Source organism: Pelodictyon clathratiforme (assembly GCF_982375515.1).
The window spans coordinates 863,394-876,281 of sequence record NZ_OZ455102.1 but is presented as its reverse complement, the minus strand read 5'-3'; the positions used below and the strand labels follow the sequence as shown (position 1 = coordinate 876,281).

At 48.8% G+C, this 12,888-nt stretch carries 14 protein-coding genes; 5 read left to right on the top strand and 9 right to left on the bottom strand.

Annotated features, from left to right (window positions below; all coding sequences use genetic code 11):
- Window positions 1-171 precede the first annotated feature (171 nt).
- Together queA and hisD are read right to left on the bottom strand one after the other, a co-directional pair.
- Complete coding sequence (gene queA, locus AC56AD_RS04210; protein WP_012507633.1) at window positions 172-1,197, bottom strand: tRNA preQ1(34) S-adenosylmethionine ribosyltransferase-isomerase QueA; 1,026 nt, start codon at window positions 1,195-1,197, stop codon at window positions 172-174.
- A complete protein-coding gene (hisD, locus tag AC56AD_RS04205; RefSeq protein WP_012507632.1) occupies window positions 1,194-2,480 on the bottom strand; it encodes a histidinol dehydrogenase in 1,287 nt (428 codons plus the stop codon). The genes queA and hisD overlap by 4 nt, the downstream gene beginning before the upstream one ends.
- A 253-nt stretch (window positions 2,481-2,733) precedes the next feature.
- Between hisD and AC56AD_RS04200 the strand changes: the two genes are divergently transcribed.
- The gene (locus tag AC56AD_RS04200; RefSeq protein ID WP_041526683.1) at window positions 2,734-3,762 is read left to right on the top strand and encodes a rod shape-determining protein; all 1,029 of its coding nucleotides are present in this window, start codon (window positions 2,734-2,736) and stop codon (window positions 3,760-3,762) included.
- Between the two features lie 21 nt (window positions 3,763-3,783).
- Here AC56AD_RS04200 and bshA read toward each other — a convergent pair whose 3' ends face one another.
- The gene (bshA, locus tag AC56AD_RS04195; protein ID WP_041526422.1) at window positions 3,784-4,920 is read right to left on the bottom strand and encodes an N-acetyl-alpha-D-glucosaminyl L-malate synthase BshA; all 1,137 of its coding nucleotides are present in this window, start codon (window positions 4,918-4,920) and stop codon (window positions 3,784-3,786) included.
- Window positions 4,921-5,307: 387 nt separating this feature from the next.
- On the opposite strand from bshA, the gene AC56AD_RS04190 reads away from it, so the two are divergent.
- Both AC56AD_RS04190 and AC56AD_RS04185 read left to right on the top strand, forming a co-directional pair.
- On the top strand, window positions 5,308-6,687 hold the full coding sequence (locus AC56AD_RS04190; RefSeq protein ID WP_012507629.1) for a cation diffusion facilitator family transporter: 1,380 nt from the start codon (window positions 5,308-5,310) through the stop codon (window positions 6,685-6,687).
- Entirely contained in the window at window positions 6,684-6,893 is a 210-nt protein-coding gene (locus AC56AD_RS04185) for a hypothetical protein (RefSeq protein WP_041526421.1), read from the top strand. The genes AC56AD_RS04190 and AC56AD_RS04185 overlap by 4 nt, the downstream gene beginning before the upstream one ends.
- A 29-nt stretch (window positions 6,894-6,922) precedes the next feature.
- On the opposite strand, the gene AC56AD_RS04180 is transcribed toward AC56AD_RS04185, so the two are convergent.
- Together AC56AD_RS04180 and AC56AD_RS04175 are read right to left on the bottom strand one after the other, a co-directional pair.
- Complete coding sequence (locus AC56AD_RS04180; protein ID WP_012507628.1) at window positions 6,923-7,441, bottom strand: phosphate-starvation-inducible PsiE family protein; 519 nt, start codon at window positions 7,439-7,441, stop codon at window positions 6,923-6,925.
- A gap of 9 nt (window positions 7,442-7,450) precedes the next feature.
- On the bottom strand, window positions 7,451-7,765 hold the full coding sequence (locus AC56AD_RS04175; protein ID WP_041526420.1) for a hypothetical protein: 315 nt from the start codon (window positions 7,763-7,765) through the stop codon (window positions 7,451-7,453).
- A 34-nt stretch (window positions 7,766-7,799) separates the two neighbouring features.
- Here AC56AD_RS04175 and AC56AD_RS04170 point away from each other — a divergent pair, with 34 nt between their 5' ends.
- Entirely contained in the window at window positions 7,800-8,843 is a 1,044-nt protein-coding gene (locus AC56AD_RS04170; protein ID WP_012507627.1) for an SDR family oxidoreductase, read from the top strand.
- Between the two features lie 79 nt (window positions 8,844-8,922).
- Window positions 8,923-9,579, top strand: a complete 657-nt coding sequence (locus tag AC56AD_RS04165) for an SRPBCC family protein (RefSeq protein ID WP_012507626.1) — start codon at window positions 8,923-8,925, stop codon at window positions 9,577-9,579.
- Here the strand turns inward: AC56AD_RS04165 and AC56AD_RS04160 are convergent.
- From AC56AD_RS04160 to queC, 4 genes are read right to left on the bottom strand one after another with little or no spacing between them, the layout of a single operon-like run.
- Window positions 9,559-10,572 (bottom strand): glycosyltransferase family 2 protein, encoded by a 1,014-nt coding sequence (locus tag AC56AD_RS04160; RefSeq protein WP_012507625.1) that lies wholly within the window; start codon window positions 10,570-10,572, stop codon window positions 9,559-9,561. The two genes, AC56AD_RS04165 and AC56AD_RS04160, sit on opposite strands and share 21 nt — an antisense overlap.
- 3 nt (window positions 10,573-10,575) lie before the next feature.
- A complete protein-coding gene (trpA, locus tag AC56AD_RS04155; RefSeq protein ID WP_012507624.1) occupies window positions 10,576-11,379 on the bottom strand; it encodes a tryptophan synthase subunit alpha in 804 nt (267 codons plus the stop codon).
- Between the two features lie 31 nt (window positions 11,380-11,410).
- Window positions 11,411-12,088 carry a CPBP family intramembrane glutamic endopeptidase gene (locus AC56AD_RS04150; RefSeq protein WP_012507623.1) on the bottom strand — a complete coding sequence of 226 codons (678 nt, stop codon included), beginning with the start codon at window positions 12,086-12,088 and terminating at the stop codon, window positions 11,411-11,413.
- Window positions 12,085-12,861: a 7-cyano-7-deazaguanine synthase QueC gene (queC, locus tag AC56AD_RS04145; protein WP_012507622.1), complete on the bottom strand. Its 777-nt coding sequence runs from the start codon at window positions 12,859-12,861 to the stop codon at window positions 12,085-12,087. The genes AC56AD_RS04150 and queC overlap by 4 nt, the downstream gene beginning before the upstream one ends.
- Between the last annotated feature and the right edge of the window lie 27 nt (window positions 12,862-12,888).

Below are 12,888 nucleotides of genomic sequence, written 5' to 3'. Positions count from 1 at the left end.
TGCTGTCAGGCGACAGAAGACAATCTTAAAAATACCATACCTCCACTGCATAAGCAAGTATCGCCCTTTTCGGAAGCAGCAGCCATAACTAAGTTCTTTAGGTAAAGAAAAAGAATCAGCCCGCTTCTTTAAGGTAAAAAGGTGAAACGGGAGATTAGAGTGATCAAAATTTCAGGCGATGAACATGCTGTCACCATAACTGAGAAAGCGATACCCTTCCTCAAGCGCTTTCTGGTAGGCATTGCGCAGATGATCGGGGCCGGCAAATGCTGCTGTAAGCATCAGTACCGTTGAACGGGGTGCATGAAAGTTAGTCAGAAGGCAATCGATGATACGGAATTGATACCCTGGATAGATGAATATATCGGCCTCTCCTGTCAGTGGTGCATCTCCCGTAAAAGTCTCCATGCGCTCCCCTGCATGTTCGAGTGCCCTGGTTACCGTAGTACCTACAGCGATAACCCTTCCTCCGGTAGTTTTTACCTTGCGAATCTTCTCAACCAACGTTGCGGGTATTGAGTAATACTCGCGGTGCATGACGTGCTCCTCAAGGGCATCTGCCCTGACAGGAAGAAAGGTACCCAGACCAACATGCAGTGTAAGGGTAACCATGTCAACACCCTTCCGGCGAAGCGTGTCGAGCAGCTCTGAAGTCATGTTCAGGGAGGCGGTCGGAGCGGCTACAGAACCCGGTAATTCAGCAAAAACGGTCTGATAGCGCTCCCGGTCAACCTCTTCAGCATCTCGCTTGAGATAAGGGGGAATAGGCACACCACCAAAACGTTCAAAGAGGTCGCTGAGCGATCGCTCCCCGCAGACGGCAATTCGGGCAATACCGTGATCAACAATGTCGGTAACGAGCAATTCCTGATCGTGCGCCATGAGTTTGTCGCCCTTTTTCAGCTTCCCCCGGTAAAGCACCCGATTTTGCTCCTCCTGATGCTTTTCAAGAAGCATCAACTCAATCCTGGCACCGGTAGATTTGCTGGCATAAAGCCTTGCGCGGAGCACCCTCGTATTATTCAGCACAAGCAGGTCACCTGGCTGCAAAAAAAGGTCGAGACTGGCATAGGATGCGTGTACAACAGCGCCAGAGTGACGATTGAGCACCAGAAGACGAGTGGAACCACGTTCCGCAGGTGGATATTTTGCAATCTTCTCTTCCGACAATTCGTAATCAAAATCACCAGTTCTCATAGCGCTCTCAATCTCGCCCGAACAGCCTCAGCATGGGCCTGGAGCCCCTCATGGTCAGCAAAGGATGCAATTTTCTCCCCACAACGATGCATTTGCTTTTTTGAATAGGAGATGATTGAGGTGTGCTTGACAAAGTCACGCACCGAAAGCGGCGAAAAAAACCTTGCGGTTCCATTGGTCGGGAGTGTATGGTTCGGACCGGCGAAATAATCACCGACGGTTTCGCAGGAGTATCCTCCCATAAAAATTGCACCGGCATGGTGAATATCCGGCAATATTTCCCAAGGGTGTTCGACATGCAGCTCAAGATGCTCGGGAGCAATCATATCCGACACTTCGCAAGCCTCTTCAAGTGAGCCGACAAGTACGATGGCACCATTGTGCTGCATTGAGGAGGCAATAATCTCCCGCCTGTTCATTCCCGGAAGACGAGCTTCAGCACACTCCCTTACGGCTGCAGCAAGCGATGCTGAGGGGGTGATCAGCACGGCCGATGCATCGGGATCATGCTCCGCCTGGGCAAACATGTCAAGGACAATAAATTCAGGATTGGCCATTTCGTCTGCTATAATAACCACTTCGGAAGGACCTGCAATACTGTCGATGGCGACATGACCAAAAACCTGCTTTTTGGCCAGCGCTACATATTTGTTGCCGGGACCTGTGATGATGTCAACCTTTGGAATGCTCCTGGTACCATAGGCAAAGGCCGCTATTGCCTGGGCTCCGCCGAGTTTGTATACGGAGGTAATTCCGGCAACAGCCGCCGCAGCAAGAATATCGGGATTTACCTCTCCCGAAGCATCACAGGGAGTGGTCATGAAAATATCTTTGACCCCGGCCACTTTTGCCGGAGCAGCGTTCATAAGCACCGATGAGGGATACGATGCCTGCCCACCAGGAACATAGAGAAGAGCACGCTGCATGGGAGTTACTCGCTGACCAAGAACCACCCCTCCCTCTGCTTCATAAAAAAAACTTTTCTCTGCTTCGTACTGATGAAACCGGACAATATTACGGTACGCCTCCTCAAGTACGGCCAGAAAAGAGTGATCGGCATTATGGTAGGCTTCCTGTATTGCTCCCTGGGGAACAACCATATCGGACAACCTGACTCCCTGGAAGCGCTCCGTGTAATCCAATACAGCGATGTCTCCCTTCTGGCGAACCTCTTGCAAAATTTCTTCAACAGCAGACTGAACAGAAACATCAAAAGTAACGCTTCGACTCAACTGCTTTTCAAGAGCTGAACGCTCTTCCGGAAAACGATATTGGCGTAACACTTCTTACCTCATTTTGGTTATCAGGCTTCAGAAATTCCGTTGTGGCAATGTACATAATAGCTCTCTTTCCCGAAACCCCGAACCGGGAGTGGAAAAGCGGAGCAAACTGCAAAAAAAGTGGTCAAAGAATCAATTATTTCATTTGAAAAAAAGTTGCATTGATCTACCTTAAGAGTTCAGTTTAAACCTTGGAATATAGCCTGAATCCGCTCCTTTCCAAGCCACTATGACAGACACACAGAACCATGAGAATATGAGCTTTTTCAGTAATCTGTTCAGGGACATCGCCATTGACCTGGGAACAGCAAATACATTGATTTTTATACGGGGTAAAGGTGTTGTTTTAAATGAGCCTTCTATAGTTGCCCGCGAGCGCAACACAGGAAAGATCGTCGCTATCGGACATGAAGCACTTCTTATGCATGAAAAAACCCATCCCGGCATTGTAACCATCCGCCCTCTGGCCAATGGTGTCATTGCTGACTATGAGGCAACGGAAGAGCTGATCAAGGGATTAATCAATAAAACAAAAAACCAGTTTTCACTCGGTATCCGCCGTATGGTTATCGGTATCCCGTCAGGCATCACTGAAGTTGAAAAAAGGGCTGTTCGCGACTCTGCCGAACATGTTGGAGCCAAAGAGGTTTATCTGGTCACCGAGCCCATGGCGGCAGCCATCGGTATCGGACTTGACGTCCAGGAACCAATGGGCAATATGATTGTCGATATCGGGGGCGGCACCACAGAAATTGCCGTTATTTCACTCGGTGGCATTGCATCAGGTGAGTCGCTTCGGGTCGCAGGAACCGATATCACCAATGCGATCGTCCGTCACTTCCGCAAAGCTTACAGTCTGGCAATTGGCGAACGTACTGCCGAGGATGTGAAAATTAAAATTGCGTCGGCCTATAAACTGGAAAAAGAGCTCACCATGATGGTCAGAGGCAGAAACCTGGTAACCGCGCTTCCCGAGGAGCGAGAGGTCAACTCTGCAACGATCAGGGAAGCAATAGCGACTCCAATCAGCCAGATTATCACCTCGATCAAAAAAAGCCTCGAAGTGACCAAACCGGAACTTTCGGCTGACATTTTTGACCGCGGGCTCTTCCTTGCCGGTGGCGGATCGCTCATCAAAGGGCTTGACAAAAGAATCAGTGAAGAGACCAAGCTTGCCGTGCATATCAGCGAAGACCCCCTTACCGCTGTGGCAAGAGGTACGGGAGAGGTACTTGAAAACCTTGAAAAGTACCGGAGCGTCCTTCTGACGAGTAAACGGTACTGAAAAACAAGAGCGAAGAGAGCGCTATGCCTCTGCGAGAAGCATCGTATAATATGCTTCATACTGTTCAACAAGCAAGGCGGTCTCATACCGCTTTGCCTGGAGGACACATGCCTGGGAACACTCTAACCAGTGGCCGGGATCTGAAAGCAGAAGAAGCGCCTTCTCCATCATGCCGTTGATATCTCCCGGAGCAAGCAGATAACCATGAACCCCAGGAACAATAAATTCGGGAAAACCTCCCGCCATGGTTGCCACGACCGGGACACCACAGGCCATGGCTTCAAGCGCGGCAAGGCCGAATGACTCAACATTGCTCGGCATCAACATGAGGTCAGCGATAGAGAGCAGTGGAACAATATCATCCAGCTTGCCGAGAAACCGTACCCGATCCACTATTCCCAACTGGCGAACCTGGATTTCAGCATCGCTGCGTTCCGGACCATCACCCACGAGCAGCAGCGTTGCATCAACGCGTTTACTTAAAGCATAAAAAATCCGGATAATATCGCCAATACATTTTACCGGCCTGAAATTGGAGATGTGAATAACAATTTTTTCCTGCCCAAGGCCAAGTTGTTCACGAATTTCCGGTTTCGGAGAGCGAAAAAAGAGTGACGTATCAACAAAATTAGGAATGACCGTAATCTCCTTTTTTGGGCTGAACATCCTGACCGTCTCATCCTTCAGCCAGGCGGACACGGTCGTCACCCCGTCAGATTTGTTAATAGCGAGCCTCACAACATCCTGCATCCCCCGGTCGGCACCCACGACGGTGATATCGGTACCATGCAGCGTGGTTACCAGCTTGAAACACTTCAATTCGGAACATTTGTCCTCAATCATCTGGCGTGCAAGCATGGCGCTCAAGGCGTGGGGAATCGCATAGTGAGCATGAACAATGTCAAGTTTTTCATAATAGGCGATATCGGCAATTTTCGAGGCAAGGGCGAGAGAGTAAAAGGGTGACTCAAAAAGCGGATAGTGCATCACTTCAATCTCATGGCAGAAAATATTTCGCGAAAAAGCTCCGAGCCGAAAAGGAGCTGACTTGCTGAAAAAATGAACAATATGCCCTCTGGCAGCAAGCGCCTTGCCCAGCTCTGCGGCAATTGCCCCGCTCCCCCCGTAAGTATGGTGACACGAAATACCGATTTTCATTTTTTGCATGGGAATATTTCTCTTGTGACTCCCTGCATCTTGCAGGATGAGCCCGTTTTATTTGCCCAGGGATCTGCCCTGCAGCCAAGCCAGCCTTGACAAATCTCCATATAAAACACAATATAACCGGATTATCGTTCTCTGTATCGTTGCGGAGGCAGTTCTCTCTGCCTGGCCTGTCCGTATTGTGGAAGGTCACTGGCCAGCTTGTAGCTAAAAAAAAACTTCCGGACTGCATCAATTTTCCGGCCCGCATTACAAACTGAAGGCAATTCATGCTATTATAAGCGGTAGAGGCCGCCAATGGATGGAACCCCTGCACGGCTTTGAACACAAACAACAGAAAATTACTGAACAACAATTCATAGAAAGCAGCAAAATATCTTCATGGAAAATGCTCATAAAAAACAACAGGTTGCCCTGAGTTCGGTTCTGGCAAGCCTTCTTCTTACGATTATGAAGCTCGTTGTCGGTATCATGAGCGGCAGCATCGGCATTATATCCGAAGCCGCCCATTCTGCCCTCGACCTGGGCGCTGCCTCCCTGACCTTGTTCGCCGTAAATATGAGCAGCAAACCAGCCGACAGAAAACACCACTACGGTCATGCCAAGGTCGAGAGCGTCTCGGCGCTTATTGAAACCGCTCTTCTTGTTGTAACGAGCATCTGGATTATCTACGCCGCAACTGAAAGGTTGCTTGCCGGGAGCGTAGAGATCGAAGTGAAGTGGTATGCCATTGCCATTATGGTCATCTCCATTGTGGTCGATTTTTCACGGTCGAGGGCACTGAAAAAAGTCGCGAAAGAGACGAACAGTCAAGCCCTTGAGGCTGATGCATTGCACTTCAGCTCTGATATCCTCAGCTCTGCGGTCGTGCTTTTGGGCCTCATTTTTGTTTCACTCGGTATTGCCTGGGCTGATGCTGTTGCCGGTATTGCGGTCGCACTGCTGGTGGGCTGGGCAGCATTCAACCTTGGGAAAAAAACCATTGACGTACTGATTGATGCCGCACCGGAAGGCATTACCGATCGTCTTGAGGAGATAACCATGACGGTCAGTGGGGTCATTTCCATCGACAAGGTGCGGGTAAAACCAACCGGGCCGCAGGTATTCATTGAAATGGCCGTCTGTATCAACAGAACGCTCTCGGTTGAAAAGGTTCAGCGCATCTGCTCTGATATCGAAAAAAGAGTGCGTGATGAGTTTCCCGTGGGTGATATCACCATCAACACAAGGCCAATTGCACTCAACAGCGAGACTATTGCTGAACGGATCCATGTCATAGGGTTGAATCATAACCTTCACGCCCATAACATTTCCACAAACCTCACTGAACGGCAAAAACAGATCACTTTTGATGTCGAAATCGACCAGCAACTCACCATTAAGCAGGCACACGATACCGTTAACGCACTTGAAGAGGAGTTACACCGCGAGTTCGACGGTGAACTCAATATTTGCATCCACCTTGACCCACTCCGCAATGACGAGTGCTGTACCACGACCCTTCAGGCCGGAGAAGAAAAAGTTGTACGCGACACGATCATCAATGCAGCACAAAGCATCAGGAAAATCCAGGATGTCCACGATATTCAGATTCGTAAAACAGATAAAGAGAAGCTCTTCATTACCCTGCACTGCTCATTTAACGACGAGGTACTCCTTGAAGAGGTTCACTCACTGACCAGCCAACTGGAAGGAGCAATTTATCGCTCCCTGCCCAATGCAGGACGGGTGATCATCCACGCTGAACCGCTCTTTGCATGAGATGGCGTGAAAAAAGAGTTATCTTCTCTTTCAAAAATATTACCGGCAACACCCTCATGGTTGTCGCAAACCACAGGGCACTCGGCTACTCCGTTACGACGGCACTGTACGACCGCTCATTGCTGGTTTTTTCCTGCTCAGCCTTGCATCTCTCCAGGCAATGCATTGGGCAGAAAAAAAGGAACAACAACCGGCAAGCAGAATGATGGATGAAACCCTGAGAAATGAAAAGCCGTCACGATAATGGGAGGGTAAGGTTTCCCGTATTCGACATTTTGCCGCCTGATACGTCCTGCTCCTGATCCTTTTTATCGGAACTGGTCACCAGTTTATGCAAAATACCAATCACAAGCAGGGAGGCGAGCAAAAGAGCATAGTGCCATGGATTAAAAAGCTGCTCAACATTCTGGCCTGCAGTGGCAATCTTGACCGGTTCAACAATCAATTGCCGCAGGAGCGTAATCATGGCAACTTCGATGAAAACCACCACATGAAAAACGCCGGTTTGCACATAGTTGATTTCAGCCGAAATGAGGCTTGAGAGCGTCCACACAATAAAAAGGGTGCCCAGTGACTGCAGAAAACCATGAGCCAGATTATTCATCTCAACTGAGTGAACAACAGCAACGGAAAATTCCCACAACACCATGAGACTTGCCATAACAAGAGCCAAGGCAAGAAATGCGTGAAGAAGATGATTAAAGGCCCGCAAGGCCGTCAAAAGGTGATCTTCGAACGATGCTATCATGTGCATGACCGTCTATTATATTTCTTCCATCGGCAACAATAATTTCGGGTAGAACATATGGGGAACAGCAAAAGAAGCCCACACGCTTTGTGCATCTTGAAAAAACCTGCCTATTCCATTGTAGTAATAAGCTTCCGGGTTTGCAAAAGAAATACCCTTCTTCCAGGGGTATTCTCTCATTGAAAAACTCTTCACACGTTTTGTGAACCCCGAAATCCGATCTCTCTTTTCCCTTTCACCCTGAACTCGCCCTGATAACGTTGGAGAGTTCAGGAACTGGATGTACATTACGTGAAGGTGATCTTTTCTGGTATCCCTGAAGAGCTGCATTCTCTCCTGCAGTCATACACTTATAAATAAAATCATGAAGACCAAGAAACCAGTATGCGTTACCGGAGCTTCCGGATTCATTGCATCCCATATCGTCAAGCAACTGCTTGAACAAGGATACCGCGTCAGAGGAACGGTACGCAAAAGCTCTCAGAACTACCCTTTCCTCCTCGCTCTTCCAGGAGCTGCGGAGCATCTTGAACTTGTTGAGGCTGACCTGCTTGCTCCCGGTTCATACGACAAGGCCGTAGAGGGTTGCGACTATGTAATGCATACGGCAAGCCCTTATAAAAATAAGGTAAAAAATCCACAAACCGATCTGGTTGATCCAGCAGTAAACGGAACCGAAACGCTCCTTGAAAGTTGCCTGAAATCGGGCTGCGTTAAACGAGTGATTTTGACCTCCTCCATTGCCGCCATTACCGATGAGCCGGACAGCACAAAAATTTTTACGGAAAAAGAGTGGAACATCATGTCCTCTCTCGATCGAAATCCTTACCACTACTCAAAAACCCTTGCTGAACTGGCGGCATGGGATTTCATCATGAAAAAGCGACCACCTTTTGATCTGATTGCCATCAATCCCTTTATGGTTATTGGCCCTTCACTCGCTCCATCACTCAATACCTCCAATGAGATGATTCGCGACATCATGATTGGCGTTTACCCTGGAATCATAGACATCAACTGGGGCTTCGTTGATGTGCGGGATGTGGCAAAAGCGCATATTCTTGCAATGGAAACCGATACAGCAAGCGGTCGTTACCTTTGCTCGGCTGAGGCATTGCACATGAGAGAGGTGGTAGCACTGCTTAAATCTTCTGGTTTCGATAAGTACGCCCTGCCAAAGGCCAATATGACAGGAAAGATAGGTACTCTGCTCATGAAAGGGCTCTCTTTCACACAGCCGAAGGATATCGGCATGTATATCCGCACAACCATCGGACGTACCATGCACTATGACAATTCGAAAATCAGGCGTGAACTTGGCATCTCCTTCATGCCAGTCAGGGAAAGTCTGATTGAAACTATAAAAGATATGGTGAAATGGGGTCATCTGACACCACCCAAAAAGTAGCAAACAACCAGGACTGCTTTACTGAAAACAGCCTGACAGTCACGAATCATCCCGTTACCTCATTGACCAGGAATACAGCATGCAGAGACGCATCAGACTATTAAACAAGATGATACTGCCTCTCATGGCTGTACTGTTTTTTTTTCACGCCGCATCCCTCAGGGCGCTGCCGATAACGACAACTCATTCTGACTCTCTGACGGGAGAAAGGGCAAGACTGTTAACCGGAGAGGTCATTGTAGCGCTCTCAAATCTGCAGGAGGGAGTTACCGGCATAGAGGGACAAATCTATATTGCAGCTCCGCCAAAAAAGGTCTGGGAAGTGATAACTGATTTTAAAAATCATAAAAATTTTGTTCCGAATATTATCGACAGCGACATCATTTCGGACAATGGTATTGAAATCGTGATGTTTGAAAAGGGAAAAAGCAGAATGTTTATCTTCTCGAAAGAGGTCTACATAAAAATGAAAGTATGGGGAGAGGGGCTGACGCGGCTTCGTTTTCAGCAAATAACCGGTGATTTCAAGGTCTATCAGGGAGAGTGGACTTTGGTCGATTACCCGCAGGGAGCAGGAACATTTCTTACCTACAGGGCAGAAGTGAAGCCGGATTTTTATGCCCCCCAGTTTGCTGTCAGAAATGTGCAGAATCGGGATTGTCCTCTGATGATGATCGCAATGAAAAAACAGGCTGAATTAAACCATGCGAAATCGTTACCGTCTGAAAAGGAGTGAGGGCGGAGCGTCACGAAAAATGGTACGATCATCAACCACCCTTGACGTCTGTATCGTGCGGCGTTTCTTCATGGTCGCAGCAAGAGCCCGGAGATTGAAAGACCATGCGCGGAACACTGCTCCTGATTTTTTCAGCGATCCGGGAAACTGTGTGAGATAAAAGAGTGCAACCGCAAGGTCAAGCAACAGACGCAGCGGAAGCACCCACAGAAGCCCTGCCATACCACGGTTCTTCAGAAGCATAGTCACATTATTGCGATGATTGAGATAAATTTTTTCTGCCGATCCGCCCTGCAGCGATGCACCCCCTTCATGCAGAACAAGTGATGAAGGAACCGATGCTATGCGGTATCCAGCAAGCTTCATCCGCCAGGAGAGGTCAATCTCCTCCATCTGCATGAAAAAATCCTCATCAAACCCTCCAAGCTCTTCGGCCACCGCTCGTTTTACAAACATGGCAACACCCGATGCCCAGAAAATTTCCTTCCCGCAATCGTACTGCCCCCTGTCGCTCTCAACACCGGAAAATGTCCGACCAAGGCACCAGGGATAACCAAGCTGATCCATCATACCGCCCGCAGCACCGGCATAATCAAAGATCTTTTTGCCCTTGCGATAAGGCTTAAGCGAAAGGATTTTAGGCTGCAAGGCTCCCATATGGCTATCGGCAAGAGCAGCCGTAACAAGCTGTTCAAGCCACATCGGATCGTGCTCCGTATCGTCATTCATGAAAACCACATAGTCAGCCGAAGAGCTTTTCAGCCCCGCGTTGCAACCTCCGGCATACCCCCTGTTTTCCGGAAGTCGTAACAGACGTGCATTGCGGTAACGCTTGACAAGAAAAACAAGGCCCGCCTCGCTGCCACCGTTATCGACCACGATGATGCCCATGGAGGGATAGCTGCTCTGTTCGAGCGAATCAAGGCAGCGCTCAAGCATGTCGCGCCTCCTGTAATGGGGAATAATGATATCAACCGAGGGAGAGAGTGCCATCGGTCAGCGCAACGTTTTCCAGAACTCCGCGGCCAGGCGGGCTGTCTCTTCAGGAGTTGCAGAAGCTGCGATGTACTGCAAAAGGGCACTTCCCACGACGGCTCCGTCTGCAAAGTTCCACATATGCTCTACCTGCGCCTTATCCTTGATGCCAAAACCGACAACAAATTTTTTCCGGGCATGTTGGCGTACCCTTTTCAGATAGTCATCAACCGCTGACTCTGTCGCCGTATCGGAAAGCTTCGCTGTCCCTGTTGTACCATTGACCGCAAGACAGTAGGAAAAATCGGTCGAGAGGCTGTCGATCAGCTCTATCCTTTCGGGTGGAGTAACCGGTGAAACAAGAAAGACAACGGTAAGGCCAAACCCCTTTGCTTTTTCGAGAAAATCTGCCGCCTCCTCGGGAGGAAGATCGGGAATAAGCAATCCGTCAACTCCCGCCTCAAGGGCATCATGCAGAAAACAATCACCACCGTAAGCAATCAGGGGGTTGCAGTAGCCCATCAGAAGGATGGGGGCTGTAATTTTTTTGCACCCTTCGCCCTGCCGGGCTCTGCGTACCAGTTCAAGAAGATATTTGATGGTCACACCGTTACGGATAGCGGTATGGGCTGCATCCTGAATCACTGGCCCATCGCCTATCGGGTCAGAATAGGGCATACCAAGCTCAATGATATCAACCCCGCTCTCCTCAAGCGCCTCAAGCACGGGGAGCGTCGAGCCAGTTACCGGAAATTCCGGCATATAATAGGCAATCAGGAATTTTTTATCCTGCTTCACCAACTGGGTAATTCGATTCTCAGACATAATGAACTTTTATATTTGTCGGCAATAATTTCTACAAGATAATCTGAATAGCGGCTATCATGGAAGTCATGACAAGCATGTGCACAAGAACACTCCCCCACACATTTCTGGTATTCACAACAATATAACCACCAATAATACCCAATGGAAATGCCATCATCGCCATCATTGCTCTCTCCATCATATTTACAGGAGCAACGGCTAAATGATTAAGAAGAAAAAACAGGGTCGTCAAAAATACAGTCAGATGCTTATTCAAACCCTTCTCAATCATAGCCGAAAGCATGATTCCTCTCCAAAGGAACTCTTCAGCAATAACCAGAATCGGATAAAGATAAAGGAGCGAACGATTGACAAGCAGATACTCCATCCCGGACATCATTGCAGTATCATTTTGACTCTTCATCATAGCAGTATTCATCATGGCAACCAGTAACAGGAGTGTACCACCGATGGCACCCCACAAGAGCGACTTCTTCAGGTCACCTCCAGCAAGATACATCTCCTTCCATTCACCGGTTGTTTTACCCCGGTAGAGCACCAGACCAATGGAACCAATAACATAAAGGAAAAGTGCGGGCCACTCCTGAAACGGCGTAAAATGCCCTGCAAGACCAAGGAGCCAGATGGCCGCCATAAGGGCAAAAGAGAGGTTGAACCGTGCTGTAGAGGAGTCCGGTTCAAAAGAGAGCGGTTTGACAGATTTCATGACTGAAGGGTATTGATTGAAGGATGAATACTGCTGGTATGCCTGCTATGCTCTGCCGATTTCTGCTGAATATACAGAGGACGAGCTTCATAATCAATCGGGTCGGTAATGCCCATCATCTCAAAGGCTCTGAGTCTGCGGGCACAACTGTCACAGAGACCACAGGCCTTCCCTTCACTTTTATAACATGACCAGCTCAATTCGAAGGGAACCTGAAGCTCAATGCCTTTTCGGACAATTTCCGACTTCTGCATCTCAATGAGCGGAGTAAGGATTGCAATATCGGTCTCCGGTTTCGTTCCGAGTACGATAACGGTATTGAAAGCGTCATAGAATACCTTTCGGCAGTCGGGATAGCCGGAGGAATCCTCCTCGACCGCTCCAATAAAAATCTTGCTGGCACCGATCACTTCCGACCAGCTCACGGCCATCGAGAGAAAACCCGCATTGCGGAATGGCACATAACTGGTAGGTATCGAAGAGCCCTGCAGGTCAGCACCGCCCACCGGCATGGAGAAATCGGTGAGGGATGAGCCGCCAATCTGGGCAAGAAAATCGGCATTGACTTCAAGTCGCTGCTCTATGTTGTAGTGGCTACAGATGGAACGGAACGACTCCAGCTCCTTCTGCCAGGTTCGCTGCCCGTAATTGACATGCATGGCTGCAAGCTCAAAGCCTGCGGCATGAGCCATTGCTGTGGTAACAAGGCTGTCCATGCCACCGCTGAGAAGAACTACTGCTTTTGGTTGTGTTGTTGACACGAATCTCGACATCTTGTATGTTAAAAGTATCATATTATG

What these genes read in the sequence shown, in the direction of transcription:
- AC56AD_RS04175 (WP_041526420.1), bottom strand. Translation starts at nt 7,765, where the DNA reads ATGCAGCTCTTCAGGGATACCAGAAAAGATCACCTTCACGTAATGTAC.
- queC (WP_012507622.1), bottom strand. Translation starts at nt 12,861, where the DNA reads ATGTCGAGATTCGTGTCAACAACACAACCAAAAGCAGTAGTTCTTCTC.
- queA (WP_012507633.1), bottom strand. Translation starts at nt 1,197, where the DNA reads ATGAGAACTGGTGATTTTGATTACGAATTGTCGGAAGAGAAGATTGCA.
- trpA (WP_012507624.1), bottom strand. Translation starts at nt 11,379, where the DNA reads ATGTCTGAGAATCGAATTACCCAGTTGGTGAAGCAGGATAAAAAATTC.
- AC56AD_RS04165 (WP_012507626.1), top strand. Translation starts at nt 8,923, where the DNA reads ATGCAGAGACGCATCAGACTATTAAACAAGATGATACTGCCTCTCATG.
- AC56AD_RS04185 (WP_041526421.1), top strand. Translation starts at nt 6,684, where the DNA reads ATGAGATGGCGTGAAAAAAGAGTTATCTTCTCTTTCAAAAATATTACC.
- AC56AD_RS04180 (WP_012507628.1), bottom strand. Translation starts at nt 7,441, where the DNA reads ATGCACATGATAGCATCGTTCGAAGATCACCTTTTGACGGCCTTGCGG.
- AC56AD_RS04190 (WP_012507629.1), top strand. Translation starts at nt 5,308, where the DNA reads ATGGAAAATGCTCATAAAAAACAACAGGTTGCCCTGAGTTCGGTTCTG.
- bshA (WP_041526422.1), bottom strand. Translation starts at nt 4,920, where the DNA reads ATGAAAATCGGTATTTCGTGTCACCATACTTACGGGGGGAGCGGGGCA.
- AC56AD_RS04160 (WP_012507625.1), bottom strand. Translation starts at nt 10,572, where the DNA reads ATGGCACTCTCTCCCTCGGTTGATATCATTATTCCCCATTACAGGAGG.
- AC56AD_RS04150 (WP_012507623.1), bottom strand. Translation starts at nt 12,088, where the DNA reads ATGAAATCTGTCAAACCGCTCTCTTTTGAACCGGACTCCTCTACAGCA.
- AC56AD_RS04200 (WP_041526683.1), top strand. Translation starts at nt 2,734, where the DNA reads ATGAGCTTTTTCAGTAATCTGTTCAGGGACATCGCCATTGACCTGGGA.
- AC56AD_RS04170 (WP_012507627.1), top strand. Translation starts at nt 7,800, where the DNA reads ATGAAGACCAAGAAACCAGTATGCGTTACCGGAGCTTCCGGATTCATT.